Origin of the sequence: Curtobacterium sp. Curtsp57, assembly GCF_047324335.1 — a bacterium.
Taxonomy (GTDB): domain Bacteria; phylum Actinomycetota; class Actinomycetes; order Actinomycetales; family Microbacteriaceae; genus Curtobacterium.
The window spans coordinates 1382933-1400267 of the sequence record NZ_CP168511.1 but is presented as its reverse complement, the minus strand read 5'-3'; the positions used below and the strand labels follow the sequence as shown (position 1 = coordinate 1400267).

Sequence of the window (17335 nt, the reverse complement as noted above, 5' to 3'; positions counted from 1 at the left end):
GTGGTGGTGCCGACAGGGAAGCCCGCTCGAACCGCGGGGCACACTGCAGCACGTTGCCCACGCGATCGGACCGATGGGTGGATCAGGCACCCGTCGGTCCGAGGTTCTGGATAGAGAATATCAGTAGGTCGGAGTGCTCGCAACCCACGTGGCGCGATCTGACAGGATTGACTCATGGCGACGACCGTGACGGCACCCCGTGGCATGCGTGACTTCCTCCCCGCGGACAAGGCGCGTCGCGAGCACGTCCTCGGCGTGATCCGGGGGGTGTACTCCCGCCACGGGTTCGACGAGATCGAGACCCCGGTGGTCGAGGACGCAGCACGCCTGCACTCCGGCCTGGGCGGCGACAACGAGAAGCTGGCGTTCGGTGTGATGCGTCGCGGGCTCTCGGTGGAGGACCTCCGCAGTGCCGAGGCTCCACTCGACCTCGCCGACCTCGGGCTCCGCTTCGACCTCACGGTGCCGCTCGCCCGCTTCTACGCCTCGCACCGCGCCGAGCTCCCGACGGTGTTCCGCGCCGTGCAGATCGCACCCGTCTGGCGCGCCGAGCGTCCACAGAAGGGGCGGTACCGGCAGTTCGTGCAGTGCGACATCGACATCCTCGGCGAACCGGGACAGCTCGCCGAGATCGAACTCATCCGGGCGACGACCGCCGCGCTCGACGCACTCGGCGTGACGGGGACCTCGATCCGGATCAACGACCGCCGCATCCTCGTGGCACTGCTGGCGTCGTGGGGCATCACCGACCCGGCCGCCGCCGACCGTGCCCTGATCACGATCGACAAGCTCGACAAGATCGGCGCGGACGGTGTGGCGCGAGAGCTCGGCGAGGTCCTCGGCGTCGACCTGCCCGACCTCGCGGCGACGATCGGCGCGCTCGAGACGGCCGACTGGGAGAGCATCAGCGGTGCCGCGTGGCTCGACGACGACGCCTTCGCCGACCTGCTCCGGCTCCGCGAGGCGCTGCCCGGCGTCGACCTGCGCTTCGACCCGACACTCGTACGTGGCATGGGCTACTACACGGGGACCATCTTCGAGGTCGCCCACCCGGACTTCGGGTACAGCCTCGGCGGCGGCGGGCGGTACGACGGCATGATCGGACGGTTCCTCGGGCAGGACGTCCCCGCCGTCGGGTTCTCGCTCGGCTTCGAGCGGCTCGTCGACCTCGTGACCCTGCCGGAAGCGGCCACCTCCGACGCCGTCGTGCTCGTGTACGACAAGGACGTGGACCCGGTCAGGCTCGCCGCGCTCAAGGGCGAGGCGCTCGAGCAGCACCACCGCGTCCGGCTCGAGAAGCGGACCAAGAACACGAAGAACCTGCTCGCCGGTCTGGCAGCGCAGGGCTTCGGGTCGTTCGCCACCGTCGGCGCGGACACGACGTCGCTCGAGGGTGTCGAGTTCCGCCCGCTCGCCTGACTCGTCCACAGTCGTCACCGAGCGCAGCGAAACCGTTCACCGCGCCTCGGTAGGATCGACACCGCAAGCACCACAACCGCAACGTGTAGGGAGTACCCCGTGGCCGTGATCGATGCCGTAGGAGCACGCGAAGTCCTCGATTCCCGAGGCAACCCGACGGTCGAGGTCGAGGTCCTCCTCGACGACGGCGTCGTCTCGCGCGCGCTCGTCCCGTCCGGCGCCTCCACCGGCGCCTTCGAAGCGTACGAGCTGCGCGACGGCGACAAGGCCCGCTACGGCGGCAAAGGCGTCCTCAAGGCCGTCGAAGCCGTCCTCGACGAGATCGGCCCGGCGCTCGAGGGCTTCGACGCCACCGACCAGCGCCTCGTCGACGCCGCGCTCATCGAGCTCGACGGCACCGAGAACAAGTCCCGTCTCGGCGCGAACGCGATCCTCGGCGCCTCGCTCGCCGTCGCCCGCGCCGCCGCCGACTCGGCCGACCTCCCGCTGTTCCGCTACCTCGGCGGCCCGAACGCGCACACGCTGCCCGTTCCGCTGATGAACGTCGTCAACGGCGGTGCGCACGCCGACACCAACGTCGACATCCAGGAGTTCTTCCTGGTGCCCTACGGCGCCGAGAGCTTCTCCGAGGCCCTCCGCTGGGGTGTCGAGACGTACCACGCCCTCAAGGGCGAGCTGAAGAAGCAGGGTCTGGCGACCGGCCTCGGCGACGAGGGCGGCTTCGCGCCGGAGCTCGCGTCGAACCGTGCGGCGCTCGACTTCCTCGTCGCGGCGATCGAGAAGGCCGGCTTCACCCCCGGCAAGGACATCGCACTCGGCCTCGACGTCGCGTCGACCGAGTTCTTCGCCGACGGCAAGTACAACTTCGAGGGCAAGCAGCTCTCCTCGCAGGAGTTCACGAGCTACTTCTCGGACCTCGTCGCGAACTACCCGCTCGTCACCATCGAGGACCCCCTCGCCGAGGACGACTGGGAAGGCTGGACCCACCTGACCGCCGAGCTCGGCGGCAAGGTGCAGATCGTCGGCGACGACCTCTACGTCACGAACCCGAAGCGTCTGCAGCGGGGCATCGACGAGCAGGCCGGCAACTCGATCCTCGTCAAGGTGAACCAGATCGGCACGCTGACCGAGACCCTCGACGCCGTCTCGCTCGCGCAGCGCCACGGCATGACGGCGATCCTGTCGCACCGTTCCGGCGAGACCGAGGACACCACCATCGCGGACATCTCCGTGGCGGTCGACGGCGGCCAGATCAAGACCGGCGCCCCGGCGCGCTCGGACCGCGTCGCGAAGTACAATCAGCTCCTCCGCATCGAGGAAGAGCTCGGCGACGCCGCGGTCTACGCGGGCCGCACCGCGTTCCCGCGCGCCGCAGCACTGTAGCCAGCGCTCCCCTCGAGACGCCGTCCTCCTGCCGGAGGGCGGCGTCTCGTCGTCGTGGGCCGGCAGGACGGGGTGAGCCGAGCCTCCAGGCTGGGAGGGCACCGGATGGCCGCGTGCCGGACGGACGGACCAGCCACGTCGGGTTATCGTCGTGACGTGCCCAGCGAGAAGCCCCGCGTCCGCCGCGTCCCCGTGGCGATGCCCGACGATGCGCGAGCCGAGCAGCCCTGGTACCGCTCGATCCGGTTCTCCGGCTTCAGCCTGCTGATGCTCGCGATCATCGTGCTCTTCGTCGTGGTGCTCGCGCCGTCGCTCCGCACGCTCATCCAGCAGCAGGAGCAGATCTCGCAGAAGCAGCACGAGGTCGCCGCGCAGAAGTCCGACGTCGCACAGAAGAAGAAGGACGTCGCCCGCTGGGACGACCCCGCCTACATCGAGGCGCAGGCCCGTGACCGCCTGCTCTACGTCTACCCCGGTGAGCAGAGCTTCCTGGTGATGGGGGAGGGCACGACCTCCGCCGACGGCAAGCCGACGACCGACTCCGGCACGCCGGTGAGCTCGACCGTGCAGACCCCGAAGGTGGACTGGGTGCAGGCGATGCTGTCCTCGGTGCTGAAGTCCGGACTGTCCGACGAGACCACGCAGGAACTCGTCGCCCCCGACGTGTCCGGCAGCGGCAACTCCGGCAACTGACGTCACGTCGGTGCGAGGCCGTCCGGAACTCCGGTAGCCTCTTGTACCCGTGACGACCCCTCCGTTCGACCCGCCGTCCGAGCACGACGTCCAGGTGGTCTCGGCCCAGCTCGGCCGGCCCGCCCGTGACGTCGTCGGCATCGCGGCGCGCTGCGTCTGCGGCAACCCGACGGTGGTCGCCACGAAGCCGCGCCTGTCGAACGGCACCCCGTTCCCCACGCTCTACTACCTGTGCCACCCGGCGGCCACCGCTGCCGTCAGCACACTCGAGGCGAACGGCATGATGCCGGAACTCGCCTCGCTCCTCGAGGACCCGGAGACGGCCGAGCGCTACCGCGCTGCCCACGAGGCCTACCTCGCTGACCGCGAATCCATCGAGCACGTCGACGAGATCGACGGCATCAGCGCCGGCGGGATGCCCGTCCGCGTGAAGTGCCTGCACGCCCTCGTCGGTCACACACTCGCTGCCGGCCCCGGCGTGAACCCCATCGGCGACCTCGCGCTCGAGCGCGCGAGCTGGTCGCCCGACCGGTGCGAATGCCGGGCGTATGATGAGGGTGCAGACGCCGGAGTCGGGGCGGGTGGTGGCGAATTCTGACCAGCCGCCCGGCAACCACCCCCACTCCAAGGAGATCATCCCCCGTGCCCAAGATCCTCGTCGTCGGCGGCGGTTACGCCGGCTTCTACACCGCATGGAAGCTCGAGAAGCACCTTCGCCAGGGCGAAGCCGAGGTCGTCATGGTGGACCCGCTGCCGTACATGACGTACCAGCCGTTCCTCCCGGAGGTCGCCGCCGGCTCCATCGAGCCGCGTCACGCCGTCGTCTCGCACCGTCGTCACCTCAAGAAGACCCGTGTCGTCACGGCCAAGGTCACCAAGGTGGACCACGCCTCGAAGACCGCGACGATCACGCCGGCGATCGGCGAGCCGTGGGAGGAGTCCTACGACCAGATCGTCATGACCGCCGGTGCCGTCTCCCGCACCTTCCCGATCCCGGGCGTCGCTGACGAGGCCATCGGCCTGAAGACCATCGAGGAGGCCGCGGCCATCCGCGACAAGATCCTCACGAACTTCGCCAAGGCGTCGAACCTGCCGGCCGGTCCGGAGCGCGACCGCCTGCTCACGGTCGTCGTCGTCGGCGGTGGCTTCGCCGGCATCGAGGTGTTCGCCGAGCTCCGCTCGTTCGTCACCGACCTGCTGAAGAGCTACCCGCAGCTGTCCTTCGACGACACGCACTTCCACCTGGTGGAGGCGATGGGGCGCATCATGCCCGAGGTGTCCCTCGAGACCTCGCACTGGGTGCTCAAGAACCTCGCGGAGCGCGGCGCGAACGTGCACCTCGAGACGCAGCTCGCGTCGGCCGTCGGTGGCGTCTGCCAGCTCAAGGCCAAGGACGAGTCGATCGAGACCATCGAGTCCGACCTCATCATCTGGACCGCCGGCGTCATGGCGAACCCGATGGTCAAGGGCACCGACTTCCCGCTCGAGCCCCGCGGCCGCATCACCGTGCAGCCCGACCTCCGCGTCGTGAACGAGGACGAGGTCATCGCCGACGCGTGGGCCTGTGGCGACGTCGCAGCCGTCCCGGACCTCACGGGTGCCGGCGTCGGCGGCATGTGCGTCCCGAACGCGCAGCACGCCGTCCGTCAGGCCAAGCAGCTCGCGAAGAACCTGGTCGCGGTGCTCCGCGGTGAGGCGACCGTGGACTACAAGCACGACAACCTCGGCGCCGTCGCGGGCCTCGGTCTCGGCATCGGTGTCTTCCAGTCGGGCAAGTTCGCGATGAAGGGCTTCCTCGCATGGGGCGCGCACCGTGGCTACCACGGCATGGCGATGCCGTCGTGGGAGCGCAAGTGGCGCGTCATCGGCGACTGGGTGGGCGGCTTCTTCCTGGGCCGTGACATCGCGTCGCTCGACGACCGCGAGACCCCGCGCGCCGCGTTCGAGGCGTGGGCGTCGCGCCCGAAGCCTGCCGCTGCCGAGGAGCCGAAGGCGGTCGCTCCGTCGCCGGCAGCGGGCACGCCCGCCGGTGCCGCCGGCCCCGCGTACGGCAAGCCCGCCGAGGACGTCTCGAACGAGGCAGCCCCGGTCGACGGCGAGAAGGCCGACGCCGCGAAGGCCGCTGCCGCGAAGGCCGACGCCAAGTAGCGACCACCCGCTCACGCCGAAGGGCGGTCACCCCACACGGGGTGACCGCCCTTCGTCGGTAGGCTGGATCGCCGCGCCCCCGTGGCCCAACTGGCAGAGGCATGCGACTTAAAATCGCCGAGTTGTGGGTTCGAGTCCCACCGGGGGTACGTCAGTGCAGGCGGTACGCCGTCACCATCGGGCAGGTGAACGGGTCGCGTGCGGCGAGCCCGACGCGGTTGAGGTAGGCGACGACGATCGCGTACGACTTCCCGAGGCTGGCCTCGGTGTACGGGATGTCGTGCTTGGCGCAGTGTGCCTTCACCATCGGCTTGGCCTTGCGCAGGTTCGGGCGCGCCATGCTCGGGAAGAGGTGGTGCTCCGCCTGGTGGTTGAGCCCGCCGAAGAGGTGGTCGGCCCAGATCCCGCCGGTGATGTTGCGCGAGGTGCGCACCTGGCGGGACAGGAAGTCGATGCGTGCGCCCTCGGCGATGATCGGCATCCCCTTGTGGTTCGGGGCGAACGAGCCGCCCATCATCACGCCGAAGACGGCGAGCTGCACGCCGAGGAAGGCGGCGGCGACGGGGAACGGCATGAGCGCGAACACGGCCCAGAGGTAGATGCCGAAGCGGGCGACGAGGAGCGATCCCTCGATGACGCGGTCACGGCCGGTGCCCTTGATGTGCTGGCCGGTGACGAGTGCCTTGACGCCGAGGAAGTGCAGGTTCGCGCCCTCCATCGTCAGGAGCGGGAAGAACGCCCAGCCCTGCACGCGGGTGAGTGCACGGAGGAGGCCCTTGCGCTCGGCTGCGTCCTCCTCGATGAAGGACACGGTGTCCTGCGCGATGTCGGGGTCCTTGCCGATGGTGTTCGGGTTGCCGTGGTGGCGGTTGTGCTTGTTCATCCACCACGTGTAGGACAGCCCGACGACGAACGTGCCGACCCAGCGCCCGGCGTGGTCGTTCCACTTGCGTGACGCGAACACCTGACGGTGCGCGGCTTCGTGGGCGAGGAACGCGAACTGGGTGAACAGCGCGCCGAGGACCCCGGCGGGGATGAGGACGAACCACGAACCACCGAGCAGCGCAACGGCGGTGAAGCACGCGGCGACCAGGGCGACGAGCACGCCGAACACGGCCCAGTAGAAGCCGACACGGCGTTCCAGGAGTCCGGCGGCACGGACCTCTTCGAGGAGGTCCTTGTAGGTCGACGTCGCGGTTGCTGCTCCGGCGACGCGAGGAGTGGTGGGGCGGTACAGGGTCGATGAAGCGGGCATCAGGGGGCTGCTTCCATCAGGGACAGCCCTTCGGCCGAACTCAGAGTTCCCGCGAATGCGGTTGCATCGAAATCTAAGGGCTGAACCTGGGCGCGCACCGTGGAGTGCGCGTAGCGTCCGGCCGAGGTCGTCCCCCGTTCTGTGGCGATTCCGGGCACGGAGGTCCCCGACCGTGAAGCACATCATCTACGGCTTGGCGACGGTCCTCACGACGGACGACGCCGCGTACGCGGTGCTCGAGTACGCGGCTGCCCTCGCGCAGGCGGGTCTGGCCGACACGGTGCACGTCCCGACCGTCGACCGCTGGGGGGTGGCCACCACGTCGAGCATCCTGCTGGCGCCCGCGATCGGGCTGCTCGTGCAGTCGGCGCCGGCCGACGAGCTGCAACCCGAGACCGAGGGGTTCACGAAGGAGATCCGGTGGCGGACGCGGGCGGTGCAGACCGCGCACTGACCCCGGTGACCGTTAGCATGCTCCGGTGGTGGGATTCGGCAGCGCGCTCGCGAACCTCCGTGGTGTCCTCCGGCAGCCGGAATCGCACGTCGAGGTCGTCGACGGCGAGACCGTCCCGGTCGGCATGCTCCTCGGCACGCTCGGCACCCTGCTGCTCGACGCCGGCAGCTCCGTCACCGACGTCCGTTCCGCGCTCGAGAAGGCCCGGGACTCCGCCGGCATCGGCCCGGAGCTCGCGGTCGGGGTGCTCCCGGCACTCGTGATCGTCAGCGAGACCGCGACGGGATCGGCGACGATCGTGAACGCCGAGGGCGTCGAGCTGTCGTCCCGGCAGGCGGCGCGTGCGAACCGGCTGGTCCTCGGCCTCGAGAGCGGCTCGATCGCCCTCGCGGAGATCCCGGCGCGGGTCAGGGCGATCCGTGCCGGCACCCGTCCGCCGGCACCGCTGCCGTGGATCGCGGGCAACGCCCTGACCGCCGCGGGACTGGCGGTCGTGTTCCGCTGTCCGTGGTGGGCGATCCTGGTCACGCTCGGCGTCGGTGCACTGGTCGGGGTCATCGGCCTGCTGCTCCGTCGGTTCCGCGAGGCCGTCGCCATCATCCCGTTCCTCGCGGCGTTCATGTCGACGGCGGTGGTCGGGATCGTCGTCGCCCAGACCGGCTTCGGGCACGTCCCGCTCTTCGCCGTGTGCGCCCCCGTCGCGGTGTTCGTCCCCGGGGCGCTCATCACCAACGCGCTGCTCGAACTCACCGCGGCGGACATCGTCACCGGGGCCTCGCGGCTCGTGCAGGGCGTCATCATGCTCGGCTTCATGGCCGCCGGGATCGCCGCCGGGAGTGCCCTCACCGGGCTGCACGTCGACCCCTCGTCCGCGGCCCTCGTCGGCGAGGTCGCCGGGGTCGGGACCGACCGCGGCGGCTGGGAAGCGGTGCCGTCCTACTGGGTGTCGTGGGTCGCGGTGGTCGTCCTGGCGCTCGGTCTCGGCCTGGTCTTCGGCTCCGGCTGGCGTCTCACGCTCGTGTCCGTCGCGGTCATGGTGACCGCGTACGCCGTGCTGAGCGGTACGAGCCCGCTGTGGGGCAGCGTCGTCGCGACCGGTGTGACCGCCGCCCTGCTGTTCGTCGCCACGCGCCTGCTCGAACGGCTCGTCCCGGTGATCCCGGCGACGGTGTCGTTCTTCCCCGCGTTCCTGTTGCTCGTCCCGGGCACGGTCGGGCTCGTCGCGGTGTCGACCCTCGACCCGGTGGCGCTCGCCACCCCGCTCGCGACGTTCGCGAGCCTGTGCATCGGCACGAAGATCGGCGGGCTGCTCCCCGGCTTGTTCGCCCGCACCGCCCCGGCGCACTGAGCGCGACCAGGGCCGGACGGGAGGCTCGTGGCGGACCCGCCACGTGCCTCCTGTCCGCTACGGGGCCAGCAGCAGCCCTGCTGCGTCGTCCTCGGCGGCCGTCGCCTTGGCGAGGTAGTGCACCTTCTTGCCCGTCGCGTTGTACGGCAGCTCGGTGACGAACCGGTACTTCCGCGGGCGCTTGTACCGAGCGAGGCCCGGGTGCGACCCCGTCCACTGCTCGAGCTCGGCGGCCGCGTCGGCGTCACCCGACGGCAGCCCGCGCTCGGCACGGATGACGTACGCCGTCACGACCTCGCCCCAGCGCTCGTCGGGCACCCCGGTCACGATCGAGTCCGCGACGCCTGGGTGCTCCTGCAGGACCGCCTCCACCTGCACGGGGTGCACGTTCTCGCCGCCGGAGATGATCATGTCGTCCTTGCGCCCGACGATCGTCACCCGCTCGTGCTCGTCCCACGTCGCGAGGTCGCCCGGGTAGAACCAGCCGTTCGCGAACTTCTCCGCCTCGAGGCCGGGGTTCCGGTACGAGTACCCGGACTTCACGGTGCGGACCGCGAACTCGCCGATCTCGGTGCCGTCCTTCGCCACGGTGTCGCTCGGCGCCGCGAGCTCGTCGGCGTACACCCGGACGACCGCGACGTCGTCGTCGGTGGATGCCCTGCCCGTGGAGCCGGCACCGTCGGGGAAGTCCTCGGGGCGCAGGAACGTGTTCCAGAACGTCTCCGTCGTGCCGTAGCCGTTGAAGATCCGCGGGGAGAGCAGCTCCTGGTACCGCAGGGCAGCGGCCCGGTCGAGCGGCGCCCCCATCGTCACGATGCCGTGCAGGGAGGACAGGTCGCGCGGTCGCTTCTCCTGCGCGTTCGCGAGCTGGACGAGGTTCGGCGGGGCCCCGATGAGGAACGTCAGCCGTTCCGACTCGACGAGGTCGAGCACGCGGTCGGCGTCGAAGTGCCGGAGCGTGGTGAGCTCGGCCCCGACGTAGAACACCGGGTTCGGACCGCCGGAGTACAGCCCGCCGCGGTGGAACAGCGGCGACATGTTCAGCGTCTTGTCGAAGGGGCTCAGCGGGAAGTGCATGACCACATCGTGCGCGCTGAGCACCTCGACGAGGCTCGGCAGCGGGACGGGCTTCGGCCGGCCCGTCGTCCCGGAGGTGTACAGCCGCGTCGTCTCGTCGTAGGTGCTCCGCGGCTCGGTCGGCGTGAGTTCGTCCGCCGTCACCGGGTCGGCCGCGAGCAGGTCGGCGAAGGGGACGTCCTGCCGGAGCGCATCGCCGACGACCACGACGTGCGCCGGGTCGTGCGAGGCGCTCGCCAGCGCGGCCGTGATGTCCGTGGTCCGGTCGGCGTCGTACACGAGCACGACCGGGGCCGAGTCGTCGACGATGAACGCGACCTCGTCGGCCGCGAGCCGGAAGTTCGTCGGTGAGAACACCGCGCCGATGCGGTGGCACGCCAGGTAGAGCATCGCGAACTCGGGGGAGTTGAAGAGCTCCACCATGACGACCGAGCCCTTGCCGGCGCCGTGCCGGAGGAGCCATCCGCCGATCCGGTCGACCGCGTCGCCGAGTTCCGCGTACGTCCACGACCGGTCCGTGTCCGGGTCTCGGAGCGCTGGCCGTCCGGCGAAGCGGTGCGTGTTCCGCGCGAAGCCGTTGGCGTAGGTGTAGCTGCCCTCGAAGACCTCGCGGAACCGGGTCGGGTCGTAGTCGGATCGGGTCTTCGTCATCGTCGCTCCCATGCGCTCGTCGGTGCTCCGACGCACCGTTCGCCAGCGTAATCCGCGCGCGCAGTGCCGGGCGCGCGGCGCGCGAGACGGTCGAGTGCGCAGTGTCGGCGGGTCGGCCGCGGTCTCCGGCGCCGGACTGGAGGCTCGGTGCGGGTCAGCCGCGGACGTCCGGTTCCAGGACCCGGACCCACAACAAGGTGGCGGCCGCCACCGCGGCGCACCCGCAGGCGACGACACCCATGGCGACGGGGGAGACGTGGGTCCCGGCGGAGCCGGAGTAGACGGCGGCGGCGAGCGCGACGCCGACCGCGGCGATCGACGCGTACCGGCCCCTGGAGTGCGCCCACAGGGCGCTCCCGGCGGAGCCGGCGACCGGCAGCAGCGTCACGACGAGCGACCCGAGACCGCCCACGCAGAGGGTGATCGCGAACTCGGACACGAGCGACGTCCAGAAGCCGGTTCCCGGGGTGAGGCTGTGCAGCAGCCACCCGGCCGCGGCGAGGACGAGCAGCGCGATCGAACGCCACGTCGCGCTCCTGGCGCAGGCCGCGATCCCGGTGCCGAGGCGCATCGCGGCGGTGTCGACGTCGAGGCGTCCGGCCGGGACCAGGAGGACGCCGATGACGATCGCCGGGGAGAGGTCCGCGACACGGGTGATGCCGCACGCCACGAGGGCGGCGAGCACGAGCCACGGCGAGATGCGGTACCCGACCGTGTGCCGGTCGGCGCCGGCGGCCCAGCGGGTCGCCAGCACCACCGCGGCCGCGAGGACGGCCGCACCGAGCAGGACCGCGATCGCGAGGCGGACGTACCGCGCCTCGAGCTCGACACCGACCCCGAGCAGGGTCAGCACGGCGGCGAGCGGGACCGCCACGGCGACGGACGCCCAGGTCGGGAGCGCCTCGTCACCACGGGTGCGCTCCGCGCGGGGCCGGTTGCGCCCGGTGAACGAAGCGAGCCGGACGGGCATGCGACCGCGGAGCGTGCGGGCGACGAGTCGCGCGGGCCCGGCGACGAGGAGCAGGAACCCGGCTGCGACCGATGCGGCGACGAGGAGCGTTCGCCACGAGAAGGACGACTGGATGGTGGGGACGGTCTGGTCGAACGTCGTCGCGATCGACCAGTCGCCGGCGGGGCCGGACCAGTCGTGCCCACCGGTGCCAGGTCCCGCGCTGCCGCCGCCGGTCCCGGCTCCTCCGGTCCCCGTCCCGCCGCCGGCGCCGCTGCCCGGGGTGTGCCCGGAGGTCCCGCCCGAGCCGTCGGCCGAGCCCGGTCCTGCCGTCCCGGTCGGCGTGCCACCGGCTCCGGTGGACCCGCTCGGGGCGCTGCTGGCCGGTGCACTCGAACCGGGTGTGCTGGTGGAGCCCGCCCGGACCGTGACGTCCACGGCCGACGACGACCGCGAGTGGTTCCCCGCGGCGTCGTGCTGCAGCGCGGTGACCTGGTGGCGGCCCGCCGTGAGGGTCGTGCCCTCGGCCGAGCACGCCCAGGAACCGTCCGAGCCGACCGTGGCGCCGCACACCGCGACGCGGTCGACGTAGGCGGTCAGGGTGGCGCCGGGCTCACCCGTGCCGCGGATCGTCAGCGGCTGGGTGCCGATCCGTGCTCCGGTCCGCGGGTCCGTGACACGCGGGGCGTCCGGCGGGGTGCGGTCGATCGTGACCGACACCGGCTGCGACGCGGCGCTGCGGAGGTCGGACCGGAAGCCGTTCGCGGTGCTCGCCGTCTGGGTGGCCGTCATGGTGACGGTGCCGTTCGGGCGCGGCGATGCACCCGTCGCCCAGGAGACGATCCAGCGGCCGTCCGGTCCGACGACCGCGGTGCGGACGGCGGTGCCTCCGTTCGTCGTGGTGGCGGAGAGTGACACCGTGACGGTCATGCCCGCGTCCCCGGTGCCGGAGACGGAGCCCGCGGTCGGTGCCCGCGTGGTGATGGTCGGCGGGACGACGACGTCGGACGCAGGAGCGTCGGCGGTGTGGCGGGAGGGGTCGGTGGTGTCCTGCACGGTGAACACCTGCTGCGGACCGGTCTGGACGGTGCCGTAGCAGGACCACGCGCCACGGGGGTCTGCCGTCGCGGTGCACACCGAACGGGTGGAGACGGCGGGGTCCATCACACGGACGGCGTGTCCGGGCGTCGCCGTGCCGTGGAACCGGCCGGTCGCGCTCGTGACGTCGCCGGGGTCGGCGATCGTGGGGTCGACCGGGGGACGGTCGGTCGGGGGAGCGGTCGGGGACGGGGAACCCGTCGGGGCGGACGACGGCGGGGCCGGCCGGGTGTCGGACTGCGTGGGGGCGGCCGGTGCCGTCGGTGCCGCGGTGCTCGTCGCTGCCGCAGGCGCGATGGTGGTCGCTGCCGGCCGCGACGTGGTGGTCGCTGCTGCTGCCACCGGGGCGGCCGCGAGGGCGAGCAGGCCTGCGGCGAGCGTCGCGGTCAGGGCTGCCAGCACCGTGCCACGGGCGGACTTCCGGGGTCGACGAGCAGGGCCGTCGCCCCCGACTGCCCTGGTGTCCACGTGGTCCCCGCGCGTGTTCATGCCCCTCCATCCCACGTCATGGCGACGCATCGGTCAATACACCTCGCGGATGATGTCCCCGATCCGGGGCGGTCCCGAACGTGGGGTGTGCGTGCCTGGGGAATCAACCGTGAACCCCGGGGCGCGCTCGGAACCGTCACTGAGCGTCGTTAGAATCATCGATGGTCGTCCGGTGTGCACCATCGGCGGCCGCACGCGAGCATCCCGACGCGACAAGGAGCACTCCCGCATGGACACCGGACTCATCACGACACTGATCGTCATCGGCGTGGTGGTCGTGGTCCTCGTGGTCGTCGGGATCTACCTCTGGGTCACGTACAACTCGCTCGTCACGCTGAAGGTCCGCGTCGACGAGGCGTGGAGCGACATCTCCGTGCAGCTGAAGCGCCGTGCGGACCTCATCCCGACCATCGTCGACACGGTGAAGGGGTACGCCACGCACGAGAAGTCCGTCTTCGACGACGTGACGAAGGCCCGCTCCGAGACGTTGAGCGCCGGCGACGCGACAGCGGCATCCGCAGCCGAGGGGCACATGCAGAAGGCCCTGAAGAGCGTGTTCGCCGTCGCCGAGGGGTACCCCCAGCTCCAGTCGAGCCAGAACTTCCTGCAGCTGCAGACCGAACTCGTCGACACCGAGGACAAGATCCAGGCGGCCAGGCGGTTCTACAACGGCGGCGTCCGCGAGCTGAACACCAAGATCAAGGTGTTCCCGAACTCGTCCTTCGCGAAGAGCCGCGGCTTCGACGAGGCATCGTTCTTCGAGACGGCCGAGCCGGCGGCCATCGCCGAGCCGCCGCGGGTCCAGTTCTGACGAACCGGCACGGCCCCCGCGGATGTACAGCGCCATCGCGCGCAACAAGCGCAACACCGTCGTCATCGTCTTCGTCTTCCTGCTGATCATCGGCGCCCTCGGGTTCCTCGGCGGGTACCTCGCGGGCAACGTCTCGATCGGTGTGATCGTGCTCGTCGTCGCCGTCGGGTACGCCGTGCTGCAGTACTTCACCGCCTCGCGCCAGGCGACCGCCATCGCCGGCGGCATCGAGATCGACCGGAACACCGAACCCCGGCTCTGGCGCACGGTCGAGAACCTCGCGATCGCCACCGGGATGCCGATGCCCCGGGTGTACGTCATCCGCGACCCGTCCCCGAACGCCTTCGCCACGGGCCGTGACCCGGAGCACGCCGTCGTCGCCGCCACCACCGGGCTGCTCGAGATCATGGACGACCAGGAGCTGCAGGGCGTGATGGCGCACGAGCTCGGACACGTCAGGAACTACGACATCCGGGTGTCGACGATGGTCTTCGGGCTGGTCGTCGCGGTCGGCCTCATCGCGGACGTCCTGCTGCGCATCTCGATCTTCAGCGGGCTGGCCGGCGGGCGGAACCGGAACAACGACAACGGCGGCGGTGCGAACCCGATCCTGATGATCGCCGGGCTCGTCGCCGTGCTCGTCGCCCCGATCGCGGCGATGGGCGTGCAGGCGGCGGTCTCCCGGCAGCGCGAGTACCTCGCCGACGCGACCGGTGCGCTCACCACCCGGCACCCGGAGGGCCTCGCGCGGGCGCTCGAGAAGCTCGGGGCCCACGGTCGCCCGATGCAGACGCAGAACTCCTCCATGGCGCACCTGTGGATCGCGGACCCGATGCGGCCCGGACTCATGGACCGGTTGTTCTCGACGCACCCGCCGCTGCCGGATCGGATCGCGCGGCTCCGCGCGAACCAGGACCGCTTCTAGACGGTCGCGTCGGCCGCGGCGGGCTCGGGGGCGTCCGCGTCGTCGGCCGCCACGTGCGGGACGAGCGGCACGCCGAGCGCCCCCGCCAGTGCGCGGGCGGCCGTCCCGCGATCGGTGACCTCGATGCCGTCGAGCCCCTGCCACGCCGCTGCCCGGCGCAGGGTGTCTGCCAGGCGATCCGCATCGAGCACGGCGTCGTCTTCCTGCCAGGCCGTCCGCACGCGGAGGACCCCGCGCTGCCGGTCGCTCTTCAGGTCGACCCGGCCGACGAGCGTGTCGTCCTGCAGCATCGGGAGCACGTAGTACCCGAACACCCGCTTCGGCGCCGGCGTGTAGATCTCGATCCGGTAGTGGAACCCGTACATCCGCTCGGCACGTCGCCGGAACCACACCACGGGGTCGAACGGGCTCAGCACCGCACTGGTCGTCATCGTGCGCGGGACCCGGGCGTCGGCGTGCATCCACGCCTGCTCCCGCCAGCCCTCGACCCGCACGGGCAGCAGTTCCCCGGCGTCCTGCAGCTCGGCGATGGCCGCCGCGGTGTCGTCCGACCGCAACCGGTAGTAGTCGGCGATGTCCGCACGCGTGCCGACACCGAGCGCGCGTGATGCCCGGCCGACGAGTTCGCGGATCGCGTCCGCGCGAGCAGGCGCCGTCTCGAGGAACCCGGCCGGCAGCACCTGCGACGGCAGCGCGTACACCCGCTCGAAGCCCGATCGCCCCGCGCTCACCACGTCGCCCCAGCGGAACATCAGCTCGAGCCCGAGCTTGACGTCGCTCCACCCCCACCACGGCCCACGGCGCACGTTCGACTCGTGCTCGACGGCACTCGCGGGCATCGGCCCCTCGGCACGGAGCATCGCGTGCAGCTCGCGACGCACGGACTCGGTCCTGGTGACGTGTTCGACGCGGACCGGGGCGGCGTCCCGCTCGCGCATCGCGTCCATCTTCCAGCGGAACAGCCGGAGGTCGTCCCGGGGGATGAACGCGGCTTCGTGCGCCCAGTACTCCAGGTACGGGCCGCGCTTCGCGAACGTCAGTCGATCGAGCGCGGTGCGGTCGTAGGGGCCGAGCCGGGCGAACAGCGGCAGGTAGTGGCTCCGCTCGAAGACGTTGACCGAGTCGATCTGCAGCAGGCCGAGGCGGTTGATCCCCGCGCTCAGCGACCTGGTGACGACGGTGTCCGCCGGCGGCCGCCCGAAGCCCTGCGCAGCGAGTACGACGCGCCGGGACTCGGCAGCGGAGAGCGTGGTCCTGACCATGTCCTCGACCCTAGTGAGCGCCACCGACGCCCACCCGTCGACGTATATGCCGCATCTGGAACCTGTCAGGCGACACACGGATACACTCGCGGCATGGCATGGGCACGCAAGCAGACTCATCCCGACCCCGTGGTCGAGGATTCGGTACCGGTGGGCATGCGCATCGCCGGGGCGTGGTCCTGGCGGGTGCTCGTCGTGGTCGGGGTGATCGCGCTCTTCATCTGGCTGATGACGATCTTCAGCGAGATCCTCATCCCGTTCCTCATCGGCATTGTGATCTCCGCGCTGCTGGTCCCGTTCTCGAACTGGTTGCAGCGCCACCACGTCCCGAAGTGGATCGCCGTCATCGTCAGCCTGCTGGCGGGCATCGCCGCGCTCGGTGGCCTGATCTGGCTCGTCGTGGACCAGGTGATCGCGTCCTACCCGTCGCTCCGGGACCGGACGCTCTCGCAGTACGCGAACATCCGCGACTTCGTGCTCAACTCCGGCCTCGGCATCACCCAGAAGGACGTCAACGGCTGGCTCGACGACGCCACGAAGTGGTTGCAGGACAACTCCGGATCGATCCTCTCCGGCGTCGCGAGCGCCGGGTCGAGTGCGACCCACGTGTTCGAGGCCCTGTTCATCATCCTGTTCACGACGATCTTCCTGCTCATCGACGGTAAGAACGTCTGGCGCTGGACCGTGCGTCTCTTCCCGAAGAAGGCGCGCGCAGCGGTCGACGGTGCCGGGGTGGCCGGCTGGATCACCCTGACGAGCTTCATCCGCGTGCAGATCTTCGTCGCGTTCGTCGACGCCGTCGGCATCGGCCTCGGTGCCTGGATCGTCGGGCTGTTCTTCGGGGGCATGCCCCTCGTCATCCCGATCGCCGCGTTCGTGTTCCTCGGGGCGTTCATCCCCGTTGTCGGTGCGATCGTCACCGGGTTCCTGGCGGTCTTCGTCGCGCTGATCTTCAACGGACCGATCGCCGCGGTCCTCGTGCTCGCGGTCGTCCTGCTCGTGCAGCAGATCGAGGGGCACATCCTCCAGCCGTTGGTGATGGGCAACGCGGTGAAGGTGCACCCCCTGGCGGTCGTCCTCGGCGTCACCGCGGCCTCCGGTCTCGCTGGTATCGCCGGCGCGTTCTTCGCGGTCCCCCTGATCGCGACCGTGAACGCGATGGTCACCACCATCGCGAGCGGCCGGTGGCGTCGACTCGACTCGGACCACGTGCTCGAGGCCACGCCCAAGCGTGGGCAGCACGGCAAGATCCAGCTCCTCCGCCGTCGCCGGCACACCACGCTGGACGACGTCCCGGCGCCCGGCAGCGACAAGGAGCCCACGGCCGCTGACGGCACCGCCAGCACCAACTGACGTCATCGGTTCGCGGGCGG

14 protein-coding genes and 1 tRNA gene are annotated in these 17335 nt (G+C 71.0%); 11 read left to right on the top strand and 4 right to left on the bottom strand.

Annotated elements, in window-relative coordinates:
* The first annotated feature begins 174 nt into the window (after nucleotides 1–174).
* From hisS to ACEN9V_RS06550, 6 genes are all read left to right on the top strand, one after another.
* On the top strand, nucleotides 175–1419 hold the full coding sequence (gene hisS, locus ACEN9V_RS06575; protein ID WP_413602613.1) for a histidine--tRNA ligase: 1245 nt from the start codon (nucleotides 175–177) through the stop codon (nucleotides 1417–1419).
* A gap of 99 nt (nucleotides 1420–1518) precedes the next feature.
* Nucleotides 1519–2802, top strand: coding sequence for a phosphopyruvate hydratase (gene eno / locus ACEN9V_RS06570; RefSeq protein ID WP_402729022.1), 1284 nt, complete (start codon nucleotides 1519–1521; stop codon nucleotides 2800–2802).
* Between the two features lie 156 nt (nucleotides 2803–2958).
* On the top strand, nucleotides 2959–3495 hold the full coding sequence (locus ACEN9V_RS06565; RefSeq protein ID WP_413602612.1) for an FtsB family cell division protein: 537 nt from the start codon (nucleotides 2959–2961) through the stop codon (nucleotides 3493–3495).
* 49 nt (nucleotides 3496–3544) lie between these two features.
* Complete coding sequence (locus tag ACEN9V_RS06560) at nucleotides 3545–4093, top strand: DUF501 domain-containing protein (protein ID WP_413602611.1); 549 nt, start codon at nucleotides 3545–3547, stop codon at nucleotides 4091–4093.
* 44 nt (nucleotides 4094–4137) lie between these two features.
* A complete protein-coding gene (locus ACEN9V_RS06555) occupies nucleotides 4138–5643 on the top strand; it encodes an NAD(P)/FAD-dependent oxidoreductase (RefSeq protein WP_413602610.1) in 1506 nt (501 codons plus the stop codon).
* A gap of 75 nt (nucleotides 5644–5718) precedes the next feature.
* Nucleotides 5719–5792 (top strand) — tRNA-Leu (locus tag ACEN9V_RS06550).
* A 2-nt stretch (nucleotides 5793–5794) separates the two neighbouring features.
* Here the strand turns inward: ACEN9V_RS06550 and ACEN9V_RS06545 are convergent.
* Entirely contained in the window at nucleotides 5795–6898 is a 1104-nt protein-coding gene (locus tag ACEN9V_RS06545; protein ID WP_413602609.1) for a fatty acid desaturase family protein, read from the bottom strand.
* 172 nt (nucleotides 6899–7070) lie between these two features.
* Between ACEN9V_RS06545 and ACEN9V_RS06540 the strand changes: the two genes are divergently transcribed.
* Entirely contained in the window at nucleotides 7071–7352 is a 282-nt protein-coding gene (locus ACEN9V_RS06540; RefSeq protein ID WP_413602608.1) for a hypothetical protein, read from the top strand.
* A gap of 25 nt (nucleotides 7353–7377) precedes the next feature.
* A complete protein-coding gene (locus ACEN9V_RS06535; protein WP_413602607.1) occupies nucleotides 7378–8700 on the top strand; it encodes a threonine/serine exporter family protein in 1323 nt (440 codons plus the stop codon).
* Between the two features lie 57 nt (nucleotides 8701–8757).
* Here ACEN9V_RS06535 and ACEN9V_RS06530 read toward each other — a convergent pair whose 3' ends face one another.
* Both ACEN9V_RS06530 and ACEN9V_RS06525 read right to left on the bottom strand, forming a co-directional pair.
* Nucleotides 8758–10464 carry a class I adenylate-forming enzyme family protein gene (locus ACEN9V_RS06530; protein WP_413602606.1) on the bottom strand — a complete coding sequence of 569 codons (1707 nt, stop codon included), beginning with the start codon at nucleotides 10462–10464 and terminating at the stop codon, nucleotides 8758–8760.
* A 118-nt stretch (nucleotides 10465–10582) separates the two neighbouring features.
* Nucleotides 10583–12964 (bottom strand): Ig-like domain-containing protein, encoded by a 2382-nt coding sequence (locus ACEN9V_RS06525; protein WP_413602605.1) that lies wholly within the window; start codon nucleotides 12962–12964, stop codon nucleotides 10583–10585.
* A gap of 229 nt (nucleotides 12965–13193) precedes the next feature.
* Between ACEN9V_RS06525 and ACEN9V_RS06520 the strand changes: the two genes are divergently transcribed.
* Nucleotides 13194–13775 (top strand): LemA family protein, encoded by a 582-nt coding sequence (locus ACEN9V_RS06520; RefSeq protein ID WP_413602604.1) that lies wholly within the window; start codon nucleotides 13194–13196, stop codon nucleotides 13773–13775.
* 22 nt (nucleotides 13776–13797) lie between these two features.
* Nucleotides 13798–14700, top strand: coding sequence for a M48 family metalloprotease (locus tag ACEN9V_RS06515; RefSeq protein ID WP_413602603.1), 903 nt, complete (start codon nucleotides 13798–13800; stop codon nucleotides 14698–14700).
* Here ACEN9V_RS06515 and ACEN9V_RS06510 read toward each other — a convergent pair.
* A complete protein-coding gene (locus tag ACEN9V_RS06510) occupies nucleotides 14697–15962 on the bottom strand; it encodes a winged helix-turn-helix domain-containing protein (protein ID WP_413602602.1) in 1266 nt (421 codons plus the stop codon). The two genes, ACEN9V_RS06515 and ACEN9V_RS06510, sit on opposite strands and share 4 nt — an antisense overlap.
* A gap of 93 nt (nucleotides 15963–16055) precedes the next feature.
* Here ACEN9V_RS06510 and ACEN9V_RS06505 point away from each other — a divergent pair, with 93 nt between their 5' ends.
* Nucleotides 16056–17315 carry an AI-2E family transporter gene (locus ACEN9V_RS06505; protein ID WP_413602601.1) on the top strand — a complete coding sequence of 420 codons (1260 nt, stop codon included), beginning with the start codon at nucleotides 16056–16058 and terminating at the stop codon, nucleotides 17313–17315.
* The last annotated feature ends 20 nt before the right edge of the window (nucleotides 17316–17335 follow it).

Bases quoted from the DNA above. Each gene is read 5' to 3' on its own strand.
- hisS (WP_413602613.1), top strand. From the start codon at position 175: ATGGCGACGACCGTGACGGCACCCCGTGGCATGCGTGACTTCCTCCCC.
- ACEN9V_RS06545 (WP_413602609.1), bottom strand. From the start codon at position 6,898: ATGCCCGCTTCATCGACCCTGTACCGCCCCACCACTCCTCGCGTCGCC.
- ACEN9V_RS06525 (WP_413602605.1), bottom strand. From the start codon at position 12,964: ATGAACACGCGCGGGGACCACGTGGACACCAGGGCAGTCGGGGGCGAC.
- ACEN9V_RS06520 (WP_413602604.1), top strand. From the start codon at position 13,194: ATGGACACCGGACTCATCACGACACTGATCGTCATCGGCGTGGTGGTC.
- ACEN9V_RS06515 (WP_413602603.1), top strand. From the start codon at position 13,798: ATGTACAGCGCCATCGCGCGCAACAAGCGCAACACCGTCGTCATCGTC.
- ACEN9V_RS06510 (WP_413602602.1), bottom strand. From the start codon at position 15,962: ATGGTCAGGACCACGCTCTCCGCTGCCGAGTCCCGGCGCGTCGTACTC.
- ACEN9V_RS06505 (WP_413602601.1), top strand. From the start codon at position 16,056: ATGGCATGGGCACGCAAGCAGACTCATCCCGACCCCGTGGTCGAGGAT.